Raw genomic sequence first — 26892 nt, 5'->3', positions numbered from 1 at the left:
TCTTTTCTGCATTTAATGTTCTACCGCAGCGATAGACTACCTTATCATAACATATCCGCCCGCCTCAGCAGAAGAAGAATTTCTGTGCTTAAGCGGATGCAGCAGCTGAATTTCCTGCCAGTCCTCCGCTGCAAGCTCCGTCTCCTCTGCGGTCTCCGTTCCCGGGAGCAGCAGAATGCCCCGTACCTTCCATGGACGTCCGCTGATCCGCTCAGGAATGAAATCCGCCGCCTTGCCCCCGTAGGAGAGCCGGACCTTGATTCCCCAGCTTAGCGCCTGCTCCATTACCTTTTGCGCTGTAGTGACATGATACTGCCTCCACTGATTGAACCACATCTGCGGCACGGCCTCCTCACCCGGCAGCTCCAGCATCGGGGGGCCGCCCCTGTCCAGCGGCAGGAGCTTCGGAGACGGTCCCGTTCCCAGCAGGCCCCGTTCCCCGGGTGCGGCAGGGAGCTCGTAGCGCAGCTCTGGTTCGTACGGCCCAGACAGCTCGAACAGCCGCTGCTGGCCCGCAGCCCCGTTCAGTTCCCCGGCCCTTACGGACGGTGCCAGACCGGCGGCTGCCAGCTCCTTGCGCAGCTGCCCGGCAGCCTCCGGCCGGACGATGAAGTGGAGCGGGCCGATACGGGTAACAATGTCCTGCAGCCGGGGATGGGCGGCGATTATCTCGCCCTCCTGCTCTCCGGCGCAGGACAGCAGAAGAACCTCCGCCAGTTCGGTCCGCCCGATCGCTCTGGCCCACTGCCGGAGCGCCAGTATGACCTGCTCCGGCAATCCTCCGGCGGCATGGGCGTTCAGCCAGGAGATCACTTCACCCGGGGCGAACCCCTGGTCCGCTGCGGCTTCCAGCCGCTCACGGGTCAGCCGGAAGCTCCAGAGATCCTCGTGATGCAGCAGCTCCGCACACCCGGCCAAGGTCCAGCGGACCGTATAAGGGACCTCCGGCGGAACCAGCACCTCGAAATCCGGCTGAACAATGAAGCCGGGGGACGCGGAAGCTGATGCTTGCGGCAGCGGGCTACGTGCGGCTTCAGCTGCTACGGGTCTCGGCGGGCTGAGGACGGTATCTTGAGCTTCGGCGGCGCTGTCCAGGATTGCTTGGCTGCTGGCCGATATGCTTGGGTTGCTACTACCTGCTTCCGGGATACTGTCTGTTCCTTGGACTCTATCTGGTGATTCGGTGCCGCTGACAGCTGTCGCTCGGGTGCTTTCTGCTGTGCTTGGACTGCTGCTGGCTGTTTCCCGGTTACTGTCTGCTTCTTCTGCACCCTCTTGATGCTGCGGGGTTATTCCCAGGCTATGTCTGGTCAGCTGCGGCTTCATTGCCTTCCAGCGGAAGCACTCCGCCCCTTCCGCTGAAGACCCCAGCTCACACCAGCCGAAGGCGGCCAGAAGGCGAATCCAGGCAAGTGACGCCTGCTTAAGCCCTGAGTCTGAGCCTGTCCCTGCCGATCCCGGTACAGGCCGATCCCCGGCAAGACCATTCTGTCTCATCCAGCTTAGAACAGGCTCTACCGCAAACCACTCGTCCGCCTTAAACTCTGCTGCCGAGAGCAAATGTCTGAAATGCTGCTCCTCAGGCAGCGGAGTGCCGTAACGGCTGATTCCCAAGGTGTAGAGCGTATCCGTCATCTCTTGTGCGGTAAGAGCCAGCCAGCGTTGCAGCATCGTTCTGTCTAATCCATACCCGCTGCTGCCGCGGGTAATCAGCCCCAGTGTGCTCAGCAAATCAATCATTAATGTAACCTGCAGCGGATAGCTCTGGTGACCGGCAGAGGACTCAAGCAGAGCCAGATACTCCCCCGGTATGGACAACCTTCCGGCTAACCGGCCAAGCTGCTTCTTATGTATCACTCCCTTAGAGGTCAGAGGCAGGCCTTCCTGGGCTATGAACAGCAGTCCCTGAAAAATCTCCCCTGACAGTTCTGAACACGCTGCATGCTCAACCCGGACTGCCCCCTCCACCCGCACCTGCGGGCAGCCCGTCCAGAAGCTCCTCAGGATCAAGGGATACTGCTGCTGCGGAATCTGATACAGCCGCTCCCCCCACACTTTCTGACGCAGCTCCAGCATCCCGGTGTGAAGCAGTTCCTCCAAGGCTAGCAACTGCTCGGCTCTACACAGGAATTCAGGCCGCAGCCGCTCTACAGAATCCGCTGTACATGGCGAAGCCGCATGCTCTGCCGCTATCCGCAGCAGCACTTCACAAGCATCCGCAGACAGCCTGCTGATATCATCTGCCGGTTCCAGTTCCATCAGAGAACAGCTCCTTCCGCCGGGTCCAGCATCCGGACCCCGTATTCGTAGCCTTGCTCTGTCAGGAACATCCGGCGGCGCAGGGCGAAGTCCTGCTCCCGGCTGTCTCCTGTGACCAGCGTGTAGAAATACGCCCGGTTATCCCCCGGCTTCGGACGAAGGATGCGGCCCAGCCGCTGAGCCTCCTCCTGCCGGGAGCCGAAGGCGCCGGATACCTCAATTGCCACAGAGGCATCCGGCAGATTCACAGCAAAGTTCGCAACCTTGGAGACAATCAGCACCGGCAGCTTGCCTTCATTGAACGCAGCGTAGAGCGCATTCCGCTCCTTCTGCGGAGTCTTGCCCGTGATCAGAGGGGCCGCAAGCGCAAGCGCCATCTGCTCCAGCTGGTCGAGGTACTGGCCGATCACTAGAATCGACGCTGCGGGATGCGCCGCAGCAATCTGCGCTGCGGCCAGCGCCTTAGCCTGATTACCTGCCGCCAGCCGGAACTGCTCCTTCGCACCGGCATACACATATTGCTGCCGCAGCTTCTGGTTCATCGGAACGATGACCTCGATGCAATCGACAGCGGCAATCCATCCCTGCCGCTCCAGCACCTTCCAGGGCAGGTCGTAGCATCTCGGGCCGATCAGGGAGAACACATCCCCCTCCCGCCCGTCCTCCCGGACGAGCGTTGCTGTCAGCCCCAGCCGCCGCGTAGCCTGAATATCTGCGGTCGCCCGGAAGACAGGGGCCGGAAGCAGATGGACCTCGTCATAGATAATCAGCCCCCAGTTTCTTTCATGGAACAGATTCATGTGGGCAAACGCTCCACCCTTGGAGCGCCTGTGGGTCAGCATCTGATAGGTTGTAACAGTTACAGGCCGCACCTCCCGGTGCTCTCCCGTGTATTCCCCCACCTCATCTGTGCTCAGCGTGGTCCGCAGCAGCAGTTCCCCGCGCCACTGTTCTACAGAAGTCGTGCTCGAAGTAAGGATCAGTGTCTCGCACTGCAGCTGCTCCAGCACCGCAAGGCCGACAACTGTTTTGCCTGCCCCGCAGGGCAGCACGACCACACCGCTGCCGCCATGTCCGCCGGTTCCCTGGAACTGGCGGACAGCCTCCCGTTGATAATCCCGAAGCCTGAATCCGGCGCTGCTCTCTTCACCCATTTCCCCAAGAGTTTCCCGCCAGGCTATCTTCAGCTTCTGCCCGTCCCGGTACCCGGCATAGTCAAGAACCGGATAACCCAGTCTGGTCATCTCCTGCTTCAGCAGACCCCGGTTCATCTTCGGACAATGGCTATGCAGCTCCCCGGTCCGGCGCAGGCCCAGCTCCTTCAGCTTCTGAGAGTCATCCAGTTCATCCAGCACACTCGCCCGGTCAGCGGTTAGCGTAACCAGCTGCGGATCACTCTCATCCGCGTGCAGATGCAAGCTTCCGTAACGGGACATCAGCAGCTCCATCTCCCCCTCGACCTCGGAAGGAATGCCCCACCTGGACAGCCTGCGCAGTCCTTCAATGACCTCTGCCGCTGTCTGTCCCCCGGCTGCTGCATTCCATAAGGACAACGGTGTGAGCCGGTAAGTGTGGTAGGCTGGAGGACTTTTAACAAGCTCGGCGAATCCGCTTAGAACCGCCCGTGCCTCCTCAAATCCCGGATGTCCGCATTCCAGCAGAATGGTCCGGTCATTCCGTGTGATACATGGCCCCGCCCCTGCTCCGCTCATCCTATTCCCTCCTTCTGTGCTATAGTGGTTCAATTTGTCCCTACAACGAAAAAGCCCACCTCCGCCTAACGGATATGAGCCATTCGTCATTCTATTAATGCGGCTGCTGCCGCTGTCAAGAATGAACCCTCCTGTCCACGTTACCATGGCATTTGAGAGTAGTTTTTCCTGGAGCGGTAACATTTATACGGATAAGGACTCATTCAGACAGGAGTCGGCCATAGCGACCAGCAGCTTCACGCCATAGAGCATGGCGTCCTCATCGAAATCAAATTTGCTGTGATGATGCGGATAGACGGCATCCTTGGCCGCATTGCCCGCACCGACGAAGATGAAGCAGCCGGGAATCTCCTGAACATAATAGGAAAAGTCCTCCGCCGGCATAATCTTCTCCATCAGCATCACATGGGCATCTGTACCCAGCGCCTCAGGGGCAACACGGGCGAAGCGTTCATACTCAGCAACGTCATTCACCAGCGGGGGGTACCCCATCAGATAATCCACCTTCGCCTCCGTACCATAGGCTGCGGCTATGGACGCCGCCAACTCTTCAATGCGGCGGCGGATCAGATGCCGCGTCTCTTCATCAAAGGCCCGCACCGTCCCGGTAATCCGGCAGCGCTCGGCAATGATATTCTGGGCGGAACCGCCTTGCAACGTTCCCACGCTGACCACAGCAGGGCGCAGCGGATCCACGTTGCGGCTGACAATCGTCTGCAGCCCGGTAACCAGCGCCGCACCGGCCACAATGCTGTCTGCTGTGCGGTGGGGCATACCGCCATGTCCGCCCCGGCCGGTCAGATCAATGAAGAATTCATCGGCCGAAGCCATCAGCGGCCCCGGCGCACTGCCTACCGTCCCGAGCGGGAACGGCGTCCACAGATGCAGCCCGTAGACAGCATCCGCCCCCGCAAGCACGCCTTCCGCAATCATGTCCACTGCACCGCCGGGACAGACCTCTTCCGCCGGCTGGAACAGAAAGCGGATCTCCCCCCTCAGTTCCTCCCGGCGGGAGCTGTAATACGCCGCCGCAGCCAGCAGCATGGCGGTATGCCCGTCATGCCCGCAGGCATGCATAACCCCAGGATACTGGGAAGCATATTCCCGGCCGCTCTCCTCCGTAATATTCAACGCATCCATATCTGCACGCAGGACTACCGTTCTTCCAGTCTCCCGGCCCTTAAGTGTGCCTGTCAATCCGTAGCCTGCTGCACTCCGCCGGACCTCAATTCCCAGCTCCGTGAGCCTTGCCCCGACATAAGCGGAGGTCTCCTTCTCCTGATAGGACAGCTCCGGATGACGGTGCAGATGGCGGCGCCATTTGATCATTTCCGGGAGCAGCTCCTTGATCTCTAACCTCTCCATAACTCTCCATTCCCTTCTCTTACAGCATCCTGCGGATAAGCCTGCGGGGCAAGCCCTTGAGCTCTGTCCGCTCCGCAGCCTGCCAACTTTCTTTTATTGTAGCAGAAACGCAAAAAAGTGGGTATTAATCCGCCCGTTCTACCTTGCACAACCCCGGGAAACAGACTATCATGAGGAAGAACAATAACAAATTTTAATTACAAATGAATCATTATACTTCATTAAGGGGAGTTGTGCGCTATGATATTTGAGAACACGGGCCTCGAAGGATTGAAGAGCGACCTTCTTTATCTCGACGAGAGTGCCTCCAAGGCAGGATTCATCAGATGGCAATGGGAATACTACCGCGCGACCTATGACTGCAAGATCGAAGACCGCAAGGACGGCGGCGAATACTTCCTGCGCATTAATACCCGTGCTGTGGAGGGGAAGCTGGAGAAGGCGGACGCGGTACTGGCGATTGAAGCTGTCTATCTGGGTAAGGCCACATTCCCCCACGGGCTGGAATATGAATCTCCGGTGCCTCAGCCGGTGCTTGAGGTAGCCCGGAAGCATATTAATGAATTGAAAGCGCTGCTGGAAGTTTGAGTGCCGCGAAGGGAAAGACGGCCGCCAAAGCCAACCCGTCCAAAAGAGGAACGCCCGATTTCCAGCTGCTTATTCTCACCCTGCTGTTCGTGGGCTTCGGCCTGCTGATGGTGTTCAGCTCCAGTTCCAGCTTAACCCTTGCCAGTGAGAAATACAGCAATAATGCATTTTTCTTCGTCAAAAAACAACTGATCTGGGCTGTGCTGGGCAGCTTCATCATGTTCGTTGTCATGAATATCCACTACAGCAAATTCAAGAAATGGTATGCCCCGATCTTCGTGATTACACTTGTACTGCTGCTGTTCGTAGCCACCACCGAGGGGATTAACGGCGCCAAGAGCTGGATGAGTATCGGAACTCTTGGCATTCAGCCTACCGAGCTGGCCAAGATCTCCATCATTCTATATCTGGCAGCCCTGATCACCAAAAAAGGCGAGCGCCTGCGTGATTTGCGGACAGGGTATATCCCTGTCATGATTATCGTCGGCATCGTAGCCGGACTGATTATGCTTCAGCCGGATTTAGGCTCCTGTATGATTCTTGTCGCAACCAGCGGACTGATCATCTATGCCGGCGGCGCCAGTATGAAGCACATTATGGGCTCAATTGGCCTGTTGATTCTGGGCGTGGCTCTCGTCTGGGGAGCCAAGACTGCCATTGACTCCCTGTCGCCGCACACCGAGAAGGCTGAGATTAAGCAGGATTACCGTCAGGGCCGTATTGAAGCCTTCCTTGATCCGGAGAAAGACGCCTCGGGCAACGGCTATCATATCATGCAATCCCTGATCGCCCTAGGCGAAGGCGGAACACAAGGCTCCGGGTTTGGTAAGAGTATCCAGAAGCTTCACTACCTGCCTTATCCTTACACCGATTTTATATTTTCCGTCATCGGTGAGGAGCTCGGCTTCGTGGGAACAGCCTTGTTCCTGCTGCTCTACCTGTATTTCATCTGGAGAGGAATTCTGATTGCACTGCGGTGTACCGATCCCTTCGGCACCCTGGTCGGCATCGGAATCATGGGGCTCATCGCCATTCAGGCCTTCATCAATATCGGCGGTGTGACCAATACGATTCCGCTTACAGGGGTTACACTGCCCTTCATCAGCTACGGCGGCTCCTCGCTGCTCGTCACCATGCTCTGCATGGGGATCATGCTCAGCATCTCACGGGAGACCAACCGTCCGGCCAAGGAGGAAGTTGTGAAGTCTGTGACTACAGTCAGACAGGTACGCAACAACAGAAGTGCTGGCACCCGCGCACGCTAAATAGGCTACCTACATACAAATGAGGGTTGAGCCAACAAGTAGAAAGGCAGTCCGGAATAAATTCCGGACTGCCTTTTGCATGGATGCCTAATATAATTGTGCTTAAGAAATCTCGTCGTTCTTGAAGGCTACGCCTTCGACCTTAACGTTAACCTCTACGATGTGAAGCCCGGTCATACTCTCCACAGCCTCGCGGACATTCTGCTGAAGCATGCGGCACACTTCATGAATCGGCGTCTCGTACAGTACGATGATGCGTAAGTCTACTGCAGCTTCCAATTGGCCAACTTCGACAGTAACACCCTTCTGCACGTTCTTGCCGCTCAGGCGCTTTGCCCAGCCCTCTGACAAACCGCCAGACATGGCTGCAATTCCGGGAGTCTCAAGCGCGGCCAGGCCGGCAATTTTTGAGACAACGTCATTCGATATCCGTATATTTCCCAATTCCAGTTGAAGCTGTTCTGCCATGCCATATCCCCCCTACTCTCATTATCAATTATTGTAATTCCAAAGCGGCCTAAAAAGCAAATGACTTTCTCTCACCCCCGTTTACAGTCAGGAACAATTTGGGTATATTGATTATGAATTCAACCTACATATAGAGACTGGAGAGTGCTAAACCTTGAAAAAATGGATCTCACCGGCGCTGCTGGTCATCAGCTTCATCCTCAGCGCCATAGGGCATTACGCGAACTGGGATCATACCCTTCAGTTCATATTGTCTGCCGTATCGGTCATCTTCGTGGCCGGTTTCCTCGGCCGGGCCACCGAGAGTGTAGCCCACTACGCCGGACAGCGGCTTGGAGGGTTCCTGAACGCAACCTTCGGCAATGCGGCCGAGCTGATCATCGCCTTCTTCCTGGTCAAGGAAGGACTGTTTGACATGGTCAAAGCGAGTCTGACTGGCTCCATCATCGGCAACCTGCTGCTCGTCCTCGGACTCAGTATTTTTGCCGGGGGCATGAAGTTCAAGGTTCAGAACTTCAATGTCACCCTCGCCGGTCTGAACGGCTCACTGATGATCGTTGCTGTTATCGCCCTGTTCGTCCCCGCCATGTTCTTCAACACGCATTCCATCACCGAGAAAGACACCAATGTGCTTAGCCTTGTCGTCGCTGGCCTCCTGATTGCCGCCTACCTCGCCTGGCTGGTCTTCTCCATGATCACACACAAGAAGTACCTGGCGGATGTTACGGACGATACTGCGGAAGAGCTGCCGAATGAGCATGCTCCGGTCTGGTCCCGGAACCGTTCAATCCTCTATCTGGTCCTTGCCACAGTCATGGTCGCCTTCGTCAGTGAGTGGCTGGTCGGAACGCTGGAGACTCTCACCGAACGCTTCGGCTTCAGTGAGCTGTTCGTGGGCGCATTCCTTGTAGCGATTATCGGTAACGCCGCAGAACACAGCGCTGCCATTATGCTCGCCATGAAGAACAAGATCGGAGCCGCAGTCGAGATCGCCGTAGGCAGCAGTCTGCAGATTGCCTTGTTCGTCGCCCCTGTGCTGATCTTCGCCAGTTACTTCATGGGCAACACCATGTCGATTGTCTTCACCACGATTGAGATTGTAGCGATTGCCGTATCTGTGTTCATCGCCAAATCAATTATTCAGGATGGCGCAACCAACTGGTACGAAGGCCTGCTGCTGCTGGCGGTCTATTTGATTCTCGGTGTATCGTTCTATCTGGTCTGAAGCCCTTCTGAGGCCCTATAGCTCCATTTAAAAAAAACGCACATGATCGACCCCCGGGTCTGTCGTGTGCGTTTTGCTGAAAATATAAGAATTATATGCTGAAACGGTACCGTCCTGTAAAAGGACGGCAAAGCCGTTTCCACTTGATGACCGGGTCCTTACATCTCCCGTTCTTCAGCTTTCTTGTTCAGTGCCTCATATAGTACCGCCAAGTTGCGTTCCAGCTTGCTTAGCACCTGCTTGCCTGTAAGCTCCGGCACCAGCCCCGCTCTGACCGCAAAATCGACCTCTCTGGAGAAGCCGTACATCTGGGTATCCAGCACTTCCTCATAGAGAGGGCAGTAACGGGTTGCCAAATTCTCCATCTGTACTTCAATGAGCTTCTGAATTTTATCGGCATCTTCTTGAAGAAGATTGATTGCTTTGATATTGAGCTGTTCCTGCAAATCCGATGAAGTCATGCATTTTCCCCCCCATGTCCAAAAGTTACAGCAGCGATTGCTTATTATTCTTAATATTAGTCGAAATTAGGACCTAATACAAGATTTCAGTTTGGGTTATTCCTGAAGTTCCTGCAAAACCGCCTGGTTCCACAGCAAAGACGCCCAGCCGTAAGGCCGGACGTCTGAGAAGAAACTGGAATTACTCTGCTACTACTGTAAAATTCAAATTGTGTTTGGCGAAAACTTCACTCATGGCTTTCTTGGCTTCCTCGGCATCTGTGCCATGTACATGCAGCTCATAGCTTTGGCTGGATACCAGGGTGGTGAACAAGCCCAGGATGCTCTTAACATCAATGTACTTGTTGTCCGCTTGAAGAACGATAGATGAATTAAATTGGCTTGCTGTCTGTGCAATATCCACGATTGCCGCATTGTTGGACATAGGAATCCCTCCGCAACTTGATTATATACTTATGTTCACTTGTTACCAATTCCATGATACATTGAATCCGCTTACTCACGCAAGGTGTTTCTTGGAAACCGGCCTTTACGTGCTTTTGGAATCCCGCTTTTATACCATTTTATTTCAGGTTCTCCGGATTCAGACCTTCCAGCTCCGGCACCACAAAAATTCCGTCCTTACGGATCAGCACATCGTCGAAGTAAATTTCGCCGCCGCCGTAATCAGGACGCTGAATCAGCACGAGGTCCCAGTGAATGGACGAACGGTTGCCGTTGTCCGTCACATCATACGCCTGGCCCGGTGTGAAGTGCAGACTGCCGGCAATTTTCTCATCGAACAGAATATCCTTCATCGGATGCAGAATATAAGGGTTGAAGCCGATGGCGAACTCACCGATATGGCGCGCTCCGTCGTCGGAATCCAGAATTTCATTCAGCCGCGCGGTATCATTGCTGGAAGCCTCTGTGATCCGGCCGTTCTCGAACATAAACTTCACATTCTCGAAGGTCACCCCGTTATAGATCGATGCGGCATTATAGCTGATCGTTCCATTCACGGAATCCCGGACAGGTGCGCTGTACACTTCTCCGTCCGGGATATTTTTCTGGCCGGAGCATTTCTCCGCCCCGATTCCCTTGATGGAGAATGTAAGGTCTGTTCCGGGACCGGATATACGCACCTTGTCGGTTCTGCGCATAAGCTCAGCCAATGAATCCTGGGCCTTATCCATTTTGGCATAATCCAGATTGCAGACCTCGAAGTAAAAGTCCTCGAAGGCCTCAGTGCTCGTGTTGGCGAGCTGAGCCATACTGGCGTTAGGATAACGCAGCACCACCCATTTGGTGTGCTTGACGCGCTGCTCGCTATGTACCGGGTGGGAATACAGGGAGTTGTAGAGCTTCATGTTCTCTTCCGGCACATCGGACAGATCATTGACATTCTCACCGGCACGGATGCCGATATAGCAGTCCATCTGCTTCATCCGGTTCAGGTCGATCTCCGCCCAGGTCTTGATGCCTTCAGGTGTTGCATATTTGAGCATACTGCGCAGAACAGTGCGGTCGGTCAGCTGCACAAATGCACGGCCTCCGGCCTTCCCCACTTCCTCCACAACGGCTTTGATCAAATCTCGTTCACTGCCGATCATTTCGACGAGCACATTCTCGCCGGGCTGTACGTTTACGGAGTAACCTACAAGGTTCGCCGCAAGCTTTTGAATCCGGGGATCATTCATCTGTCTCTCTCTTCCTTCCTCTTGCTGAAAATAAACATACCGTTATATTGTAGCACGCCTGTCATAGAGCGCAAGCCATCTTCGGGAAGGGAGCCGCTCACTTATAACCATAGAAATCCACCTGCGTAATGTAGGCTTCTTCCGTGGTCGCACCGGCCTTGCCGGGGTAGGTTAGGGTGCGGTTCGAGGTCAGCCGGGTGGGCAGATTCCGCTTCGGGTCAACCTTAAGATAATATACTGTGCGGATATCCGCCTGGTTCAGCCTCTGCTGCAGCTCTGTCTGCTTCTGTTCCCACAGTGCGCTCTTTGCCGCAAGTGCCTTAGCCTGAGTGTCAGCAGGCGCAGCAGCGCCTATTCTGGCAGCCGGCTTAATAGCCTGCATCTTCTGCGCAAGCTCTGCCGAGAGCTGTCTGCGCGCCTCCTCTGCCGTTAATTCAATCCGCAGGACCCGTGTCCCTCTGGCGCTGCCCGCTTCCTCCGTCACCTTCTTGCCCATCTGCTCCAGCTCCTCCAGCTGACGCAGCGGATTCAGTGCCTCCAGGGGATTACTGCCACCCAAGGCCGGAGAGGCCTGCTTCATCGTCCATTTTCCGTCCTCCTTCACCATCCGGGTATAGTAGACGGGCGCATCTCCCGAGCCCTGCTCCAGAGAACGCGGACCGGACTCCGCCGCAGAAGCGGGATGTCCGCCGTCCGGCAGGAGCGAATAGAGGCTGACCCGGTTATGATCCGCTACCTTTCCACCATAGTAGAGCGAGGATTCCGGGATCGTTTTCCCGTCGATCAGCAGGGCAGCCGCTCCTTCAAAGGACACCCCGTCAGTGCCATCCATCCCCGCCATTACCAGATTCAAATCCTCCGCAGCCGGTTTGTCCTTCACACCCGCGCATCCACTGAATGCAAGGCTGGAGAGCATCAGCAGGGCAAGAATTCCCGTGCGGACGCATCGTAAGTTCATCATGGCCATCAAGCCCTTTCCGCAAGAAAGTAGAGTGTACCTGCATTCTACCTAGGGTCTCCCTGAATGCAGGGCTTATACGCCGGATGACGCAAAACACCGCCATTTAGCGGAGCTTTAACTTCGATGTCTATTCAGGTACTTTGCGGGGACCCCGGAACATATAAGTTCTTATATTTGCACAAAAGAAAAATCCTTAAGGCCTAAGCCCAAGGATTCTTCGAATTATTCTCTACGGTTTTGTTATCGATCACTACCTGGTTGCGCCCGTTGTTCTTGGCCTCGTAGAGCGCCATATCCGCCCGGTAAAAGAGAGATTCGACACTGACCCGGTCATCGGTCCAGCTCCACTCGGCGACCCCGCAGGACACGGTCACACGCGGCTCTGTCTCTCCCATCACACGCTTGCGGATACGTTCCCCTACGAATACGGCCTGCTGCACCCCAAGCTGAGGCAGATAGACTGCAAGCTCTTCTCCGCCCCATCTGGCGGCGACATCCCCCTGGCGGATCGAGGTCTTCACGATGTCGCTGACCTGCTTCAGGATTTTGTCCCCCTTCTGATGTCCATAGGTATCGTTCACCATCTTGAACTGGTCAATGTCCACCACAATCAGGGTTCCGCAAAAATCACTCGACTGCCGCTGCTTAATCTCTTCATCCAGATAGTGGCGGGCAAAAAGTCCGGTCAGCGTATCCCGGTTCGCCAGGCGGTGCACCTCGGCATGAAGCCTCGCATTTCCGACAGCCAGCCCGATATGACCGGCCATCGCCTGCAGCAGCCGGTAGCTGTCATAGGAGAAGAAGTGGGCCTGCTTATGCGCCAGCATAATGGCTCCCCGCACCTCTCCCCCCACATTCAGCGGAGTAGCGATCAGCGACTGTGAGCCGGTAGCATCCATCAGCGTCGAGGTCTGCCCCGCAGCATACTTGTAATCGGAGACCAGCAGCGGCTCTCCCGTAGCATAGACCTTACCGCCGAGTCCCTGACTGCCATCCAATATTTCACCCAGCAGCGGCAGATAATTGCAGGCGATAACCTCAAGCCCGCCGCGCTCTTCATTCTTATGGAGGATACAGCAATAATCCGCCTCGAACATTGCCAGCAGCTCTTCGAAGGCAAACTGGAAAATATCGCCGAGCCTGAGGCTCTGATTCAGCCGCTGGGTAAGCTCATTGCTCATGCGCAGCTCCCTGATCAGCTGGTTGGAGCGTTCATACAGCTTCGCATTCTCAAAGGCGGTACCGGCGGTATCCGCGACCATGGTCAGGAAGCTAAGATCCAGCTCATGGAAGGACGCCTTGTCCATAATCATATGAAACACACCGTATACCCCCTGCTTGCCGCCGAGCGGAAGCCCTACCTCAACAGTCCCGTTCTCATCACGCCCGGCATGAAGCGTGACCCGCCCATCCTTGAAGGCCCGGTCACAGACATCATTGCCTGCCCATGTCAGCGGAAGCGGCTTGACCTGAGGATGCGTGCTGCGGTGGTCCTGGGACATGAACAAATCAAGCCGCGCCCCCGGATACATCGCAGCGATACTGTCAATGACCTCCGTCAGCACGGCATCTACATCAATGTTGTCATGCATACGCTGGACAATCTGAAAAAGCAGCGAACGGCGGCTGCCCTCACGCTCGGCATGCAGATGAATTCCCGCAAGATCCGAGACAAACACATGCTCAAACCGGTGATAAAAGCAGGTCTGGAAATGCATCGACATGGCTTCAGCCGTATGCTTCCCGCCCGACTCGTACTGCTCAGCAGGCATTCTGCAGCCAAGCACGGCAAAGATTTCCCGGTGCCCGCGCGTAAATACCGGCAAAGCCAGAAGTGAATAGGCTTGTCCTTCCTCCAGAACCTCGGCGGCATACATCCCGCCTGTCTGCAGGCAGATTCCCGCCGCTTCTTCCCACTCTGCTCTCCAGCGCCCCTGCCGGAATTCAGAGCCGGGCTCAATCCAATCACCTTCATAATTCAGCACACACCAGCTCCAGGCCTTCGCGAAGGAGGGGACTCCCTGTCCTTGCCATTCCCTGAAGCTCTCGGCAATCAAGCTGGCGGCGTAGGGGAAATCGTGAGACACGATATCCGTCTCCTTCAGCCAGGCGGCGGGATCTACATCTTCTCCGCCGGATTGCCTCATGTCCTGTAACAGCATACGGCTGTCCCGATCCTTATGGCCGTATGCCTCCTGCTCTGACATAAAGAGGACCTCCTTTGCATCTTCAATCAGGCCAGACCGGAGTACGCCCCCTGATTCTATAGTAGAGACATTACCAATCCAGCGTAAATATAGTCAGGATATTTGAAATCACAGTTTTCCGATAACATCCAATTAGTTATATTTTACTCCCTTTCTTGAGGTATTGCATTATATTTTCCGCAAAACCGGGATTTTTTTTAGGACCAAAGAACTAACGACAAACATAGACAAAAACTCTTTTAAGTTGCGCTTGACTTTGACTGTCATTTTCATATAATATTTATTGTTGAACAAGACTGTAACAAGTCTTATTGGGCGTAACGTTGTGTCACCCTCTACGCATTTCGTTACTGTCAGGGCAGCGGCTGAACTTCCCTCGGCAGTGTGAAACCATTTAACGCTTTCACGGATACGAATTGCGGCGCAAATAGGCCCTACAATACATTTTTTCATTAAAAGGAGTCTACTATAATATGGCACGTTACACCGGACCTAAATTCAAACTCAGCCGCCGTCTGGGCATTTCCCTTAGCGGTACAGGCAAAGACCTGAAACGCCCTTTCCCACCAGGACAGCACGGCGCTAACCAACGCAGAAAAGTAAGTAACTACGGAATGCAGCTTTTGGAAAAACAAAAACTGCGTCACATGTACGGCCTGGGCGAAAAGCAGTTTAAAACTCTTTTCACTAAGGCACAAAAGCTCCAGGGTATTGCGGGCGAAAACTTCATGTTCCTGCTCGAAAGCCGCCTGGACAACCTGGTTTACCGTCTTGGATTCGCTAACTCCCGTGCAGGCGCACGCCAGTTGGTATCCCACGGCCACGTAACCGTTAACGGCAAAAAAGTCGACATCGCTTCTTACCGTGTAAGCATTGGCGACGTTATCGGACTCCGCGAAAGAAGCCGCGCTATGGCTTCGATCAAAGAAGCTCTCGACAACCGCTCCCACCTTCCAGGCTACCTGGAATATGCTGACGGATCATTCGAAGGTAAATTCCTTCGTCTGCCGGAACGTGCCGAGCTGTCCCAGGATATCGATGAGAAGCAAATCGTCGAATTCTACAACCGTTAAGATTCGCTTACAGCGGAATCTGATCAAAGCTCCCGGATTTCTATCCGGGGGCTTTTTTTTGCTCATTTATTCAACATATTTTAACAGGAAACCGAACATATTGGACTGGGTGCACCGCGTAGGCCGTGTGTTTATCGCAGTCCCAGACGTATTTTCAGGATGCCGCTGCGCGGAGGGAAGGGCCACATGCATCACAGCCAGTAATATTTTAAGAGGAATCCTGCCAAAAGTGCAACATTACTGCCCCAAAGAAGCGGTCTATGCTGAAATCTTGCACGAAATGCAACAAATCCAGCGCTAACTTGCTCTAAACACCGAAATTTGTGCAAATCATGCAACATTGTACTTCAACCCGTAAAAGGTATAGAGAAATCCTGCAAAAAGTGCAACATTACTGCTCCTTAAAAGCGGCCGATGAGAGAGGCATTAGCACCGTTCACCCGCAGGGTGATTTAGTTCTGATTTATATGTTTTGGGACCCCTGCAAAGTACCTGAGTTATTTTTGAAGCTTCATGTGGCTGTCTCAAAAGTAAATATTCCATCCTTACTCTCCTGTTGAAAATACAGCGCGTGTCAACTGCAAAAAAATCCTCTCCGGCAGAAGCGCATTCAAAATCGCCAAATTGTGCTATAATAGTTCCGTTAAAAGGAGGATTATCGTCGATGGTTGAGGAGAAGAAAAAGAAGACCGCAAAACAGCGTCCACCGCGCAGATCCTGGCTCCGCAGGTTCGGTTCAGTTGTGAAGTGGATGTTCATACTCGGTATACTCGGCTGCCTGTTCGCCGGCGGCGCTGTAGCCGGCTACGTCACTTCAATAGTGAAGGACGACCCGGTCCGGCCCGAAGAACTAATCCAGCAGCAGGTTGGGCTGAACGCCATTACCGGCTTTGCCTATTTCAGTGACGGACAGCCGATTGGCCAGCTCCGCACAGAAGAAGACCGCAGACTTATTGAATTCAACGATATTCCGCAGCTTGTGATTGATGCCGTTCTCGCTATAGAGGACAATAATTTCTACAATCATAAAGGGGTGGATTTCAGCGGCACCCTGCGGGCCGTCAAGCAAAAGGTACTGAATGAATCCGTTCAGACCGGGGGCAGTACCCTTACCCAGCAGCTTGCACGGCGCGTGTTTCTGAACCTGGACCGCACGGAAGACCGCAAGGTGAAGGAAATCCTGCTGTCTCTGCGGCTGGAACGTTTCTTGTCCAAGCAGGAAATTTTAACGGCTTATTTAAATAAGGTTCCTTTCGGGAACGGTTCCAACGGCTATAATGTATTCGGTATTAAGGCCGCCGCCAAAGGCATCTTCGGCCTGGATGATCTGGAGAAGCTGAATGTGGCCCAGGCGGCGTATCTAGCCGGCTTGCCCCAGCTCCCCTCCAAGTACTCTGCGTTCAACGGCATAGGGGAATTCAACGAGACGGCCTTCGGCCGGGCGATGGACCGCCAGAAACTGGTCTTACGGCGGATGCTGGAGGAGAACAAGATTACCACTTCCCAGTACGATGAGGCGCTGCTCTTCGATATCAAGAGCTCCCTTGCACCGCATACGAAGAAGGCCTATGCCACCTTCCCTTATCTCATGATGGAGACCGAACGCAAAGCGTCCGAGATCCTGCTGAAGCTGAACCAGGATACGGCAGACAAGGCAGCCACTGCTGCCGATTCCGCCCAAGCGCTGGAGGAAGCACGCCAGCAGCTGATGACCGGCGGCTATCGGGTGTACACCACCATAGATAAGAAAGTGTACAGTGCGATGCACAGTGTCTCGGATGACAGCAGTAATTTCACCAAGGACAGCAAGGCTAGAGGCAAGGAACAGACAGCCGGCATGATGATTAACAATAAGACCGGCGCGATTCTCGGCATGATTGAAGGACGCGATTTCAACATCGAGCAGATGAACTATGCCACTCAGATGATCCGCCAGCCCGGCTCCACCATGAAGCCGATTGCAGCATACCTGCCTGCACTGGATGCAGGGCTCATTCAGCCTGCCGGCATTCTGGATGATGCGCCGATTGTCATGAAGGACGGAGGCAAAGGCTACCACATTCCCAAGAACGCCAACAACCGTTATCAGGGTCTGGTTACCGCCCGTTATGCCCTGAACAAATCCCTGAACCTTCCGGCCTTGAAGCTGTTCAATGACAAGGTGGGAATTGAGAAGGCCTGGGCCTTCTCCAAGAAGCTGGGGATTACCACCATCCAGGACAATGACTATAGCGCTCAGACCGGGGTTATCGGGGGGCTGCGTTACGGGGTATCCGTGGAAGAGCTGACCAACGCCTACTCCTCCATCGGTAACGGCGGTGCCTTCAATGATGCTTATATGATCGAGAAGATCGTGGACAGTCAGGGCAAAATCGTCTACCAGCATAAAGTTAACCCGGAACAGGTCTTCTCCAAGCAGACCGCTTATCTGATGACGGATATGCTGCGTACCGTAATTACTGACGGAACAGCAACTACAGTGAAGAGGAACTACAAGCATTTCAAGGAAGTTCCGATTGTCGGCAAAACCGGCTCCACCCAGAACTACGGGGATGTCTGGTTCATGGGCTATTCCCCGGATGTCACCCTTGGAATTTGGGTGGGCTACAAAGAGCAGGTCAATACCCTGCAGGGGGATACGCAGAAGCGTCAGGCGCAGACCCTTTGGACCAAGGTTATGAATACAGTGATTGACAAGCGTCCCGAGCTGTTCACCACGAAGGAATTTGCCCAGCCGGAGGGCATTGTCAAGGCAACCGTCTCGGCATACAGCGGCAAGAAGCCTTCCAAGCTGACGGATAGATTCACAACGGATCTGTTCAACGCGAAATTTGTTCCTAAGGAGAGCGACGACGGAATCTCCAATGCCAGATACATCACTTATAACGGGGTGAACTACATCCCTCTCGAAGGAACTCCTGAGGATTTCTTGAAGGAAAAGATCGTCGTCAAGCGCGAGAAGCCGATTCAGGAGCTGGTCAAAGAGCTGCTGGCCGCCTTCCCGGCGATGAAATCGCATGAGTCACTATCGTACTACATGCCGCAGGATGCCAAAACCGACTATCCGACTGAGGTCGATCCGCGGGTCGATGACGGCAACGGGCCAAGTGCTCCCGGTGAAGTCATGGTCTCCTACAGTACAGGCAAGGCTGTAGTTACCTTCACTCCAAGCGGTTCGCCGGATGTTGTCGGCTACCGCCTCTACCGTTCCCTGAACGGCGGATCTTTCCAGAAGCAGGCCGTTCTCGCAGCTGGAGAGAGCACCGTATTCAGGCCGGGTACTCCGGCAGGCGCTAATGCTACCTTCTATGTGGCTGCCGTGGACGTAGCCGGACATGAGACTGCTTCCGGAAGTGTGGCTGGCGGCATTAAGCCTACACCTGAGCCTACACCAACTCCGGAACAGACGCCGGACGCTGAGCCGACACCGGACGCCGGAATCATCCCGGACAGTACAGAGGACCCGGGCATGATCATTGTTCAGCCGCCTGCTGTGGATCCTGCAACTCCGTCAAGCAGTAATGGAGCCGGCGGAAACAGCGGGAATACGGGCGGCAATGCCGGAGGCAGTACCGCTACTAACGCAACAGGCAATACCGGCCGTTAAGCTCACCAGGCAGACTTCAGTATAAGCTTCAAAAGCCCGTTCCCCTTATCCCGGGGAACGGGCTTTTTCAATAGATTGCAACACTCCGGATCTGCCTAGTCTTCGATGGTAGACAGATCGCCTGCCGGAAGATGCAGCTCCCAGGCCTTCAGTACACGGCGCATAATTTTGCCGGACCGGGTCTTGGGCAGCTTATCCTTGAACTCGATTTCGCGCGGTGCAGCATGGGCAGACAGGCCCGCTTTGACAAATGCTGCGATCTCTTCCTTCAGCTCCGCGGTTGGACTGTATCCATCCCGCAGCGAGATGAAGGCCTTGATGATCTCTCCGCGCATGACATCCGGCTTGCCGATTACCCCAGCCTCCGCTACAGCCGGATGCTCCACCAGCTTGCTCTCGACCTCAAAGGGTCCGATCCGCTCCCCGGAGGAATTGATCACATCATCAATCCGGCCCTGAAACCAGAAATAGCCGTCCTCATCCATGTACGCAGAATCCCCCGAGATATACCATCCGGGAATTCGGAAGTATTCATCGTATTTAGCCTGGTTATTCCACACCTTGGCCATCATGGACGGCCAGGGGGTGCGAATGGCCAGATTGCCCATAGCATAAGGCGGCAGTACGTTGCCGCGGTCATCAAGGATAGCTGCTTCGATCCCCGGCAGCGGCCGGCCCATGGAGCCTGGCTTGATGTCCATTCCCGGGTAGTTGCAGATGAGCTGCGCTCCCGTCTCGGTCATCCACCACGTATCATGAATCCGCTGCTGATAGATTTTGTCGCCCCAGCGCACGACCTCCGGGTTCAGCGGCTCGCCGACTGACAGCACATGACGCAGACTGCTGAGATCAATCCCCTCCAGCGTCTCCTTGCCAGCCCCCATCAGCATCCGGAAAGCCGTAGGCGCACTGTACCATACGCTCACCCCGAAGCGCTCAATCGTCTTATACCAATCCAGAGGGCTGAAGCGGCCTCCCCGGACTACATTGGCTACTCCATTCAGCCAAGGGGCAAAAATCCCGTAAGAGGTTCCGGTCACCCAACCCGGATCGGCCGTGCACCAGTACACATCGTCCGGGCGCAAGTCCAGGACTACCCTGCCTGTATAATATTGCTGGATCATGGCTCTCTGCACATGGTAGATGCCTTTGGGCTTCCCGGTGGAGCCGGAGGTATAATGCATAATCAGACCATCCTCCAGGCTCAGCCACTCCGGTTCCAGCTCGGCAGAGGCTTCGGCCATTTCCGTTTCATAGCTCAACAGTCCGGAATCCTCATCAGCAGAGGCTCCGACGACAAAGATATGGCGCAATCCGGGGAGCTGCTCCCGCTTCACCCGGTGCAGCAGCTCCGGTGTAGTCACCAGCGCCACCGCTCCACTGTCCTCCAGACGGTCCTTGACCGCCGTCTCCATGAATGCCTCGAACAGCGGACCTGCCACTGCTCCCGTCTTCAGAATGCCAAGCAGGCTGAAATACAGCTCCGGGGTACGCGGCATGAAGATGAACACCCGGTCGCCTTTACCGATTCCATATTTGCGTAGTACATTACCGAACTTATTCGACCGCTCCTGTAAGTCGGCGAAGGTGTACCGCTCCTCGCGCACCGCATCGCTGTAGATCAGCGCTGTAGCAGCCCCCCGCCCCTCCTCGACATGACGGTCTACAGCTTCATGTGCCATATTCACCTTGCCGGTCCCATGCCAGGAGAAGCTGCGCTCGACATCCTCCCACCGGAATTCTTCAACTGCCCGGGAATAATCCTCCATATTCGAGTGCTGTACCCGGCCCGGCAAAATTTCGCCTTGAACTTGCCCCATTACTCTTGCCTCCCCTACTGGTTTGCTTTAAGCTTTAAGGGTACCCTCTAATTCTATTAATTCCGTCAATGCTCTAAATGTGAATATTCCGTGTCGGAATCAGTATATCACAGGAAGCGGTTACATTCCATATTATAGTGAACCGGAAGGGAGCCCAAGCATGGAGCACCATAAAATCCCTGTATCCCATACCATAGAGCATCAAGGCCGGCTGATTTCTGTCCGTGGACCCCTATCTCCCGAAACGCTTCAGACCTTAAGCATGCACCGCGATCTGGACGCCTTCCGTAAGCCGCAGGAGCAGCTCGAAGCCTTGATAGAGATATCGGGCTTACCCGAGGGACGCATCGTAGCAGCAGTGGTCTCAGACGTTATCGTGGGCTATGTTACTTTTCATTATCCGGATGAACTGGAGTTATGGTCTCAGGGCGGGATGGAGGATCTGATTGAGCTGGGAGCCATCGAAGTGGCTGACGAGTACCGCGGGAGCGGGCTTGCGAAGCTGCTGGTTTCAAGCGCTTTTGAAGAGGGACAACTGGAGAACTGCATCGTATTCACAACCGAATATTATTGGCACTGGGACCTCAAGGGGAGCGGTCTTAATGTATGGGAGTACCGCCAGATGATGGAGAAGCTGATGAAGACGGTAGATATGGTGTGGTATGCTACCGATGACCCGGAGATCTGCTCGCATCCGGCCAATTGCCTCATGGTGCGTATGGGCCGGGAAGTGCCGCTGTCCTCCCGCGAGACCTTCGACCGGGTGCGCTTCAGACAGCGGTTTATGTATTAATTCAGGCGGCCAGCCTGCAGGTTACATAGCCTTAAGCATATGCTCCAGAATGGCATGCGAATGCTGCGAGGCAGTGACGGTGAACTCACTGTAATTCACATGGGCTGAGCCGTCTGCTTTGTCCGACATGGAACGTACGATTACAAAAGGGATCCCGTTCATATGGCAGACTTGGGCGACCGCCGCACCCTCCATCTCTGCACAGGCCCCGTCCAGCTGCTCACGCAGCATAGCTACTGACGCCCTGCTGGCAATGAATTGATCCCCGGACAGCACAATGCCTGTTACAGACTTCTGCTCCAGCTCTAGACAGGCCTCTTCTGCTAACTTCACCAGCAGCGGATCTGCCTGGAAGGCGGAGATCTCCTGATATGGGATCACTCCTCTGGCAAAGCCGAGCGCTGTAGCATCCATATCATGCTGAATACAGGATGACGAAATAACAATATCCCCGATGTTCAGCTCAGGGTGCAGCGCCCCGGCCACTCCGGTGAACAGCACCTGCTCTACATCGAAGCTGTCCAGCAGAATCTGTGTGGTTACTGCGGCGTTCACCTTCCCTACCCCTGATTTGCAGACTACAGCTGCCTTCCCGAACACTATCCCTGTATAAAAGGTAATTCCGGCCTTCACCGTGGTCTGCCGATTATCCATCTCTTCCAGCAGCAGCTTGATTTCTTCATCCATTGCGCCAATCAGCCCCAGCACTCCGCTCATTTCATATCCCCCTTGAACTTTCTGCCTGCAAACATAAAAAGCTCCCGAAGGAGCTTCTTATGAAACCTATATTCACATGCTGAATATACAAGTCTTATTTGTTGACATGATTGACAGACAGACGAAGAATGGTCTCATGCGGCAAAATAACCCGCGGATTCTCAACCGTCTCCTTCTTCATCAGCTTCGTCAGCAGTCTCATCGCTACAGCACCGAGATCATACATCGGCTGTGCTACAGTAGTGAGGAGCGGACGAACCATTGAAGCCATCCGGATGTTGTCTACACTGATAATTGAGAAGTCATCCGGCACCTTAAGGCCTTCATCCTGAATGCTGTGAATGGCACCAATCGCCATCTCATCGGTAGCAGCAAAGATAGCTGTCGGCTTCTTCTTCAGACCCAGGAAGTACTTCATGGCTTCGACACCGGATTCGTAACGATAGTTACCGATGCGCACCAGATCCTCCTGATACTCGATACCTGCCGCTTCCAGCGCCTTCTTGTAGCCGTGGAACCGGGCATATCCGTTCGCAGGGTCCTGCAGCGTACCGCTGATCATTGCGATCTCGCGGTGTCCGTGGCGGATCAGCGTATTCACTGCATCAAAGGCAGCCGTCTCGTGGTCGATATCCACGGAAGGATACGTTCCCTTCTCATCGCGGGTCGCACAGAGCACGATAGGCACAGCAGAGGTCTGGAACGCCTGAATATGCTCTTCCGTAACGGTTCCGCCCATGAACAGCAGCCCGTCCACCTGCTTCTCGAGCAGTGTGTTAATGACACGAATCTCTTTCTCTTTACGCTTGTCAGCGTTACAGAGAATAATGTTGTAGTGATACATATTGGCAATATCTTCAATCCCGCGTGCAATTTCCGCAAAAATCGAGTTTGAGATATCAGGGATAACAACCCCTACGGTTGTCGTTTTCTTGCTGGCAAGACCTCTCGCCACCGCATTCGGACGATAGCCCAAACGCTCAATCGCTTCAAAAACCTTCTTCCGGGTCTGCGGTTTCACGTTGGGGTTATTATTCACAACCCGTGATACCGTAGCCATAGATACGCCTGCTTCTCGAGCTACATCGTAAATGGTTACCGTCAAATTACTCTCTCCATTGCGATAAATTTTATCGTTCGACTAATTAAAATTATGATACGACACTTTGTACAATTGTGCAATGATAACGCTTCATTTTCCTTTCAAAATTTCTTTCAAAGGTTGAAACGCCAGTCCTGGCGCGGCTTTGACGCCTTCCGCCAATTCCTGATTCTCCAATAGCTTCCAGTGGAAAGCCCTTAAAATTTCAAGAATTCTGTATGCTTTCTCTATCGTATCAAAAAGCGCGTGAAAAATCCAACATTCTTTGAAAGTTTTTCATTGTTTTTGCAGACTTTTTTTCAAAATGTCAAAAAATGCTTCTTTATTTGGCACTTTCTGCCGAATGAGCCGTCAACTGGGAGAGCCGCAGGCCGATCTCTTCCATCCACTTCTTGTCGGACAGATCCGCCGCCGTGCGGTATACATCCAGCAGCAGATCAATCCGGCTCTGCATAGCCTTGCGGATAGCCTCCTCCAGCTCCGGCAAGCCGCCGGCAAACAAGCCCGCAGCAAAGGTATCCTTCAGCACACTGGCCCACTCATTACGGTCCGCAAAGGACAGATGCAGCTTGCCCGCTGGGCGCTCTCCAAGCTCCCGGATCAGCAGGCCCAGGTCACGCTTAATAACCGGCAAGGGCTCATAACGGGCACATTGCCCGCAGGTATATACAGGGACATTCGTAATTTTGATCTTCGCACTATAAATCAGCGTATGCATATGTATGGTCATGATCCCGCCGCAGCCACAAGACTTCTTCATTAATTGTTCCTTATACATCTCCCACACCTCAGAATGATCTTTTAAAAACGCATAGTTTTGGCTTTTCTCTTTCTAGTATTCGACTTCATCCCCCTGAATCCCTGCAAGTTTGCATATCATGTTTTAATTGGCAATAGTCGTAGGAATTTCCATATCGAAAAGTGACTTCATGTGTCTCTTTTGATAGAATGACATAGATATCAATGAGTCGAACCGAAGGGAGCTGTACAGAATGAGACTATCAGGTAAAAAAGTCATTGCGCTGGTGGACGATGAATTTGAAGATCTTGAGCTGTGGTATCCCGTATACCGCGTGCGTGAGGAAGGGGCTGAGGTACATCTGGCAGGCCTTGAGAAGGGCAAGACGTATGTCGGTAAATATGGCGTACCTGCCACCGCTGAATACAGCTGGGACGAGCTGAAGGCTGCCGATTATGACGGCATCCTTGTTCCCGGAGGCTGGGCACCCGACAAAATCCGCCGCTACAGCGCAGTGCTGCAGCTGGTGCAGGATTTCAATACTGCGAAGAAGCCGATTGGCCAGATCTGCCATGCCGGCTGGGTCTTAATCTCCGCCAAAATTCTCGAAGGCGTAACGGTCACCTCCACGCCGGGCATCCGTGACGATATGGAGAACGCCGGAGCCATCTGGAAGGACGAGCCGCTCGTCCGGGACGGCCATATCATCTCCGCCCGCCGCCCGCCGGACCTGCCGCCTTACGGCAAAGCGTTCTGCGATGCGCTGGCCGGGGAATAACAGGCAGTTAATATCTAGTATAAACAACAAGCCCTGCCCTGTCGTCTGACAGGGTTCAGGGCTTGTTGCCGCTTTTATAGGAGGATTAGCGGATAGGGACAGACAGCTTCTCTTTGATCAGGGCAGGATACGCCTCAATGGTGAACGTCAGCGGCTGCGGGTATTTATTGCTGCCCAGACCATGATAGTACATGGTTGGGATTGACTTCGCATTCTCCCACTCAGTGCGCTGCGGAATATCGAACTCAAACTTGTCTGCTGAATGGACTGTACCTGCTCCATCGGTGAATGATTGCCCCAGCATTAAGGTATTGTAAATACTGTTACTCTGTGCCTGAGAATCATATTCCAGCACCAGCGTGGAGCCCCTCTCCGTGTTGTGAATGAACATTTGCAAATTCTGATCTGGAGCCTTAATAATTTGTTGCTTGTCGGTATCGATAATTAATTGGGTTGCCTGCTTATCCAGCGCCAGAATCCCATTGATTTGCAGCTGGAGCGATTGTGCCATGCTCCTGTCGTTCGCAAATATCAGTCTGCCCCCACTGTCCGTAAAGCTGGCGGCGCGTAAAGCCAGATACGTATAATCACCACTGCCGCCCGCTAAGAGACCCGGTTTATACATAGAGAAGATCTGTTTGGAGTTCAGCGGGTCGCAGGTATAGTCCAGATAAATGCCGGAGGCGGCCAGATAGACCTCATTAATTTCAATTTTCTGACCGTCTATTTCCAGTGTTTTGTCTACATGTACGGTTTCTCCTGCCTTAGCAATCTGCTCCCTGTCCAGCGGAAGAGCTACAGAAACTTTAGCGAGAGGGCTATCTGCTGAAGCTGGCGTGAACTGCTTGTACTTACCAAGCTCCAGCTCAAACTTAATTTGATCGGGAAGAGCGCCTGCATCATCACTCTCCCACTGCCTTACCTCATAACCGTAGGTTATACGATTTGGGGAAATTGAACTCCCCGGTTCCCTGGAAGTATTCAATGGGTTTAAAGCTGCTGATGTAAGCTGCATAAGTTCAACTTTGGCATTCTCTTTAGTCTTGTTCTGCAATGAATACAAAATGATAATCCCCTTCTGATCTGCAGCAATTCCATCTACAGTAAGAACAAATCCGTTCTGCTCCGCAGTAACACCAGTGACGCGCTGTACAAGGCCATCCTCGATTGCCGAAGATACAGCGTTTGTGGTCATCACAGCTGGAATGTACTTTTCAAAGGGTCCGTAGCTCTGAAATATTGCTGCCTGATCTGGAGCTGCCCCCTGTGACCTCAACACCTCACTCGCCCGGGGAAAGGAGAACAACAGCACAAGTCCAAGTACTGCCGCCGCTGTAGCCAGAGCATAACGCTTCCTTAATGACATAGAGCTTCTCCGGGAACGTGTTATGCCTCTGCGGATTGCCGTGTTCAGCCGCATTTCCGGGACCTCCTCCGCTTCTGCCGACAGACTGTGGTAGTACTCCTTCAGCAGCTCTTCTTCTGTCTTGACCATGCTATAGTCCCCCTTTGATTTTCATTTTGTCACGTAACTGCTTAAGTCCCTTGTTCAGCCAGGTCTTGACCGTTCCTTCCGGCTTGCCCAGCACCCCGGCAATTTCTGTCAGCGTCATATCCCGGTAGTACTTCAGCACAAGCACCTGACGGTATTTCGGCTTCACTGCTTCCAGGGCCTGTTCCATATCCAGCTTACGGTCACTGGTCATCTCCTGCAGTCCAGCACTTGCCTGTTCCCGAACGGGAGTAGCCAGCCTCTTCCTCCGCTTCAGTTCGTCCTTGCAGCAGTTGATCAGAATCCGGGTCAGCCAGGGTGCGAACCGGTCCTCATCCTTCAGGCTCCTGCGCTTCACCCAGGCCCGGTATGTAGTTTCCTGAACCATCTCGAGTGCCTCCGCCTCGCTGCGCAAGTAGCTGTACGCAATACTGTAGAGTATTTTCTTCTGCTCCAGTACCCGGTTGATAAACAACTGCTCCTGTTCATTCAAGTGGCGCACCTGCTCGCCTTCCCACGTATGCTCCATCCAGGCTTAGTCTCCCCTTTCTTTTTTTGACTTCTGTATATACTGACTGTCC

At 54.0% G+C, this 26892-nt stretch carries 22 protein-coding genes; 7 read left to right on the top strand and 15 right to left on the bottom strand.

Annotated elements, in window-relative coordinates:
* Positions 1-36: 36 nt before the first annotated feature.
* From MKX51_RS12370 to MKX51_RS12360, 3 genes are all read right to left on the bottom strand, one after another.
* Positions 37-2259, bottom strand: coding sequence for a helicase-associated domain-containing protein (locus MKX51_RS12370; protein WP_340992571.1), 2223 nt, complete (start codon positions 2257-2259; stop codon positions 37-39).
* Positions 2259-3971: a DNA repair helicase XPB gene (locus tag MKX51_RS12365; protein ID WP_340992570.1), complete on the bottom strand. Its 1713-nt coding sequence runs from the start codon at positions 3969-3971 to the stop codon at positions 2259-2261. Before MKX51_RS12365 ends, MKX51_RS12370 begins: the two co-directional genes overlap by 1 nt.
* Before the next feature lie 183 nt (positions 3972-4154).
* Complete coding sequence (locus MKX51_RS12360) at positions 4155-5336, bottom strand: amidohydrolase (RefSeq protein ID WP_340992569.1); 1182 nt, start codon at positions 5334-5336, stop codon at positions 4155-4157.
* 240 nt (positions 5337-5576) lie between these two features.
* Here MKX51_RS12360 and MKX51_RS12355 point away from each other — a divergent pair, with 240 nt between their 5' ends.
* Together MKX51_RS12355 and ftsW are read left to right on the top strand one after the other, a co-directional pair.
* A complete protein-coding gene (locus MKX51_RS12355) occupies positions 5577-5924 on the top strand; it encodes a YugN family protein (RefSeq protein WP_076074345.1) in 348 nt (115 codons plus the stop codon).
* On the top strand, positions 5921-7189 hold the full coding sequence (gene ftsW, locus MKX51_RS12350; protein ID WP_340992568.1) for a putative lipid II flippase FtsW: 1269 nt from the start codon (positions 5921-5923) through the stop codon (positions 7187-7189). Before MKX51_RS12355 ends, ftsW begins: the two co-directional genes overlap by 4 nt.
* Positions 7190-7291: 102 nt before the next feature.
* On the opposite strand, the gene MKX51_RS12345 is transcribed toward ftsW, so the two are convergent.
* Complete coding sequence (locus MKX51_RS12345; RefSeq protein WP_036695005.1) at positions 7292-7657, bottom strand: Asp23/Gls24 family envelope stress response protein; 366 nt, start codon at positions 7655-7657, stop codon at positions 7292-7294.
* A gap of 154 nt (positions 7658-7811) precedes the next feature.
* On the opposite strand from MKX51_RS12345, the gene cax reads away from it, so the two are divergent.
* Positions 7812-8882 (top strand): calcium/proton exchanger, encoded by a 1071-nt coding sequence (gene cax, locus MKX51_RS12340; protein ID WP_076074340.1) that lies wholly within the window; start codon positions 7812-7814, stop codon positions 8880-8882.
* Between the two features lie 158 nt (positions 8883-9040).
* Here cax and MKX51_RS12335 read toward each other — a convergent pair whose 3' ends face one another.
* The 5 genes from MKX51_RS12335 to MKX51_RS12315 all read right to left on the bottom strand — a co-directional run bounded on the left by MKX51_RS12335 (position 9041) and on the right by MKX51_RS12315 (position 14190).
* Positions 9041-9343, bottom strand: coding sequence for a YlaN family protein (locus MKX51_RS12335; RefSeq protein WP_036695007.1), 303 nt, complete (start codon positions 9341-9343; stop codon positions 9041-9043).
* A gap of 181 nt (positions 9344-9524) precedes the next feature.
* Positions 9525-9767 (bottom strand): HPr family phosphocarrier protein, encoded by a 243-nt coding sequence (locus tag MKX51_RS12330; RefSeq protein ID WP_036695008.1) that lies wholly within the window; start codon positions 9765-9767, stop codon positions 9525-9527.
* Positions 9768-9906: 139 nt separating this feature from the next.
* On the bottom strand, positions 9907-11022 hold the full coding sequence (locus tag MKX51_RS12325; protein ID WP_340992567.1) for an aminopeptidase: 1116 nt from the start codon (positions 11020-11022) through the stop codon (positions 9907-9909).
* A 97-nt stretch (positions 11023-11119) separates the two neighbouring features.
* The gene (locus tag MKX51_RS12320; RefSeq protein WP_340992566.1) at positions 11120-11983 is read right to left on the bottom strand and encodes a hypothetical protein; all 864 of its coding nucleotides are present in this window, start codon (positions 11981-11983) and stop codon (positions 11120-11122) included.
* A gap of 200 nt (positions 11984-12183) precedes the next feature.
* On the bottom strand, positions 12184-14190 hold the full coding sequence (locus MKX51_RS12315) for a sensor domain-containing diguanylate cyclase (protein WP_340992565.1): 2007 nt from the start codon (positions 14188-14190) through the stop codon (positions 12184-12186).
* Between the two features lie 473 nt (positions 14191-14663).
* Here MKX51_RS12315 and rpsD point away from each other — a divergent pair, with 473 nt between their 5' ends.
* Both rpsD and MKX51_RS12305 read left to right on the top strand, forming a co-directional pair.
* A complete protein-coding gene (rpsD, locus tag MKX51_RS12310) occupies positions 14664-15263 on the top strand; it encodes a 30S ribosomal protein S4 (protein WP_340941356.1) in 600 nt (199 codons plus the stop codon).
* 664 nt (positions 15264-15927) lie between these two features.
* The gene (locus tag MKX51_RS12305; RefSeq protein ID WP_340992564.1) at positions 15928-18870 is read left to right on the top strand and encodes a transglycosylase domain-containing protein; all 2943 of its coding nucleotides are present in this window, start codon (positions 15928-15930) and stop codon (positions 18868-18870) included.
* 95 nt (positions 18871-18965) lie between these two features.
* Here MKX51_RS12305 and acsA read toward each other — a convergent pair whose 3' ends face one another.
* On the bottom strand, positions 18966-20690 hold the full coding sequence (acsA, locus tag MKX51_RS12300; protein ID WP_340992563.1) for an acetate--CoA ligase: 1725 nt from the start codon (positions 20688-20690) through the stop codon (positions 18966-18968).
* Positions 20691-20850: 160 nt separating this feature from the next.
* Here acsA and MKX51_RS12295 point away from each other — a divergent pair, with 160 nt between their 5' ends.
* Positions 20851-21483, top strand: coding sequence for a GNAT family N-acetyltransferase (locus MKX51_RS12295; RefSeq protein WP_340992562.1), 633 nt, complete (start codon positions 20851-20853; stop codon positions 21481-21483).
* A gap of 21 nt (positions 21484-21504) precedes the next feature.
* Here the strand turns inward: MKX51_RS12295 and MKX51_RS12290 are convergent, their stop codons facing one another.
* The 3 genes from MKX51_RS12290 to MKX51_RS12280 all read right to left on the bottom strand — a co-directional run bounded on the left by MKX51_RS12290 (position 21505) and on the right by MKX51_RS12280 (position 24062).
* The gene (locus MKX51_RS12290; RefSeq protein WP_340992561.1) at positions 21505-22200 is read right to left on the bottom strand and encodes a 5'-methylthioadenosine/adenosylhomocysteine nucleosidase; all 696 of its coding nucleotides are present in this window, start codon (positions 22198-22200) and stop codon (positions 21505-21507) included.
* 94 nt (positions 22201-22294) lie between these two features.
* Positions 22295-23305 (bottom strand): catabolite control protein A, encoded by a 1011-nt coding sequence (gene ccpA, locus MKX51_RS12285; protein ID WP_036695017.1) that lies wholly within the window; start codon positions 23303-23305, stop codon positions 22295-22297.
* A 319-nt stretch (positions 23306-23624) separates the two neighbouring features.
* Entirely contained in the window at positions 23625-24062 is a 438-nt protein-coding gene (locus tag MKX51_RS12280; protein ID WP_076074887.1) for a hypothetical protein, read from the bottom strand.
* A gap of 232 nt (positions 24063-24294) precedes the next feature.
* On the opposite strand from MKX51_RS12280, the gene MKX51_RS12275 reads away from it, so the two are divergent.
* On the top strand, positions 24295-24819 hold the full coding sequence (locus tag MKX51_RS12275) for a type 1 glutamine amidotransferase domain-containing protein (protein ID WP_340941364.1): 525 nt from the start codon (positions 24295-24297) through the stop codon (positions 24817-24819).
* An 85-nt stretch (positions 24820-24904) separates the two neighbouring features.
* On the opposite strand, the gene MKX51_RS12270 is transcribed toward MKX51_RS12275, so the two are convergent.
* Both MKX51_RS12270 and MKX51_RS12265 read right to left on the bottom strand, forming a co-directional pair.
* Positions 24905-26314 carry a DUF4179 domain-containing protein gene (locus MKX51_RS12270; RefSeq protein WP_340992560.1) on the bottom strand — a complete coding sequence of 470 codons (1410 nt, stop codon included), beginning with the start codon at positions 26312-26314 and terminating at the stop codon, positions 24905-24907.
* A gap of 1 nt (position 26315) precedes the next feature.
* On the bottom strand, positions 26316-26840 hold the full coding sequence (locus MKX51_RS12265; protein ID WP_340992559.1) for a sigma-70 family RNA polymerase sigma factor: 525 nt from the start codon (positions 26838-26840) through the stop codon (positions 26316-26318).
* Between the last annotated feature and the right edge of the window lie 52 nt (positions 26841-26892).

The sequence above is a fragment of the Paenibacillus sp. FSL M7-0420 genome (assembly GCF_038002345.1).
In the GTDB taxonomy this organism is placed as follows: Bacteria; Bacillota; Bacilli; order Paenibacillales; family Paenibacillaceae; genus Paenibacillus_AQ.
This window is presented reverse-complemented; position numbering and strand designations above follow the sequence as displayed.

Bases quoted from the DNA above. Each gene is read 5' to 3' on its own strand.
- MKX51_RS12365 (WP_340992570.1), bottom strand. From the start codon at position 3,971: ATGAGCGGAGCAGGGGCGGGGCCATGTATCACACGGAATGACCGGACC.
- MKX51_RS12295 (WP_340992562.1), top strand. From the start codon at position 20,851: ATGGAGCACCATAAAATCCCTGTATCCCATACCATAGAGCATCAAGGC.
- acsA (WP_340992563.1), bottom strand. From the start codon at position 20,690: ATGGGGCAAGTTCAAGGCGAAATTTTGCCGGGCCGGGTACAGCACTCG.
- MKX51_RS12345 (WP_036695005.1), bottom strand. From the start codon at position 7,657: ATGGCAGAACAGCTTCAACTGGAATTGGGAAATATACGGATATCGAAT.
- MKX51_RS12275 (WP_340941364.1), top strand. From the start codon at position 24,295: ATGAGACTATCAGGTAAAAAAGTCATTGCGCTGGTGGACGATGAATTT.
- rpsD (WP_340941356.1), top strand. From the start codon at position 14,664: ATGGCACGTTACACCGGACCTAAATTCAAACTCAGCCGCCGTCTGGGC.
- MKX51_RS12305 (WP_340992564.1), top strand. From the start codon at position 15,928: ATGGTTGAGGAGAAGAAAAAGAAGACCGCAAAACAGCGTCCACCGCGC.
- MKX51_RS12280 (WP_076074887.1), bottom strand. From the start codon at position 24,062: ATGAAGAAGTCTTGTGGCTGCGGCGGGATCATGACCATACATATGCAT.
- MKX51_RS12270 (WP_340992560.1), bottom strand. From the start codon at position 26,314: ATGGTCAAGACAGAAGAAGAGCTGCTGAAGGAGTACTACCACAGTCTG.
- MKX51_RS12370 (WP_340992571.1), bottom strand. From the start codon at position 2,259: ATGGAACTGGAACCGGCAGATGATATCAGCAGGCTGTCTGCGGATGCT.
- MKX51_RS12335 (WP_036695007.1), bottom strand. From the start codon at position 9,343: ATGACTTCATCGGATTTGCAGGAACAGCTCAATATCAAAGCAATCAAT.
- MKX51_RS12290 (WP_340992561.1), bottom strand. From the start codon at position 22,200: ATGAGCGGAGTGCTGGGGCTGATTGGCGCAATGGATGAAGAAATCAAG.
- MKX51_RS12315 (WP_340992565.1), bottom strand. From the start codon at position 14,190: ATGTCAGAGCAGGAGGCATACGGCCATAAGGATCGGGACAGCCGTATG.
- MKX51_RS12325 (WP_340992567.1), bottom strand. From the start codon at position 11,022: ATGAATGATCCCCGGATTCAAAAGCTTGCGGCGAACCTTGTAGGTTAC.
- MKX51_RS12265 (WP_340992559.1), bottom strand. From the start codon at position 26,840: ATGGAGCATACGTGGGAAGGCGAGCAGGTGCGCCACTTGAATGAACAG.
- MKX51_RS12360 (WP_340992569.1), bottom strand. From the start codon at position 5,336: ATGGAGAGGTTAGAGATCAAGGAGCTGCTCCCGGAAATGATCAAATGG.
- MKX51_RS12330 (WP_036695008.1), bottom strand. From the start codon at position 9,767: ATGTCCAACAATGCGGCAATCGTGGATATTGCACAGACAGCAAGCCAA.
- MKX51_RS12320 (WP_340992566.1), bottom strand. From the start codon at position 11,983: ATGATGAACTTACGATGCGTCCGCACGGGAATTCTTGCCCTGCTGATG.
- MKX51_RS12355 (WP_076074345.1), top strand. From the start codon at position 5,577: ATGATATTTGAGAACACGGGCCTCGAAGGATTGAAGAGCGACCTTCTT.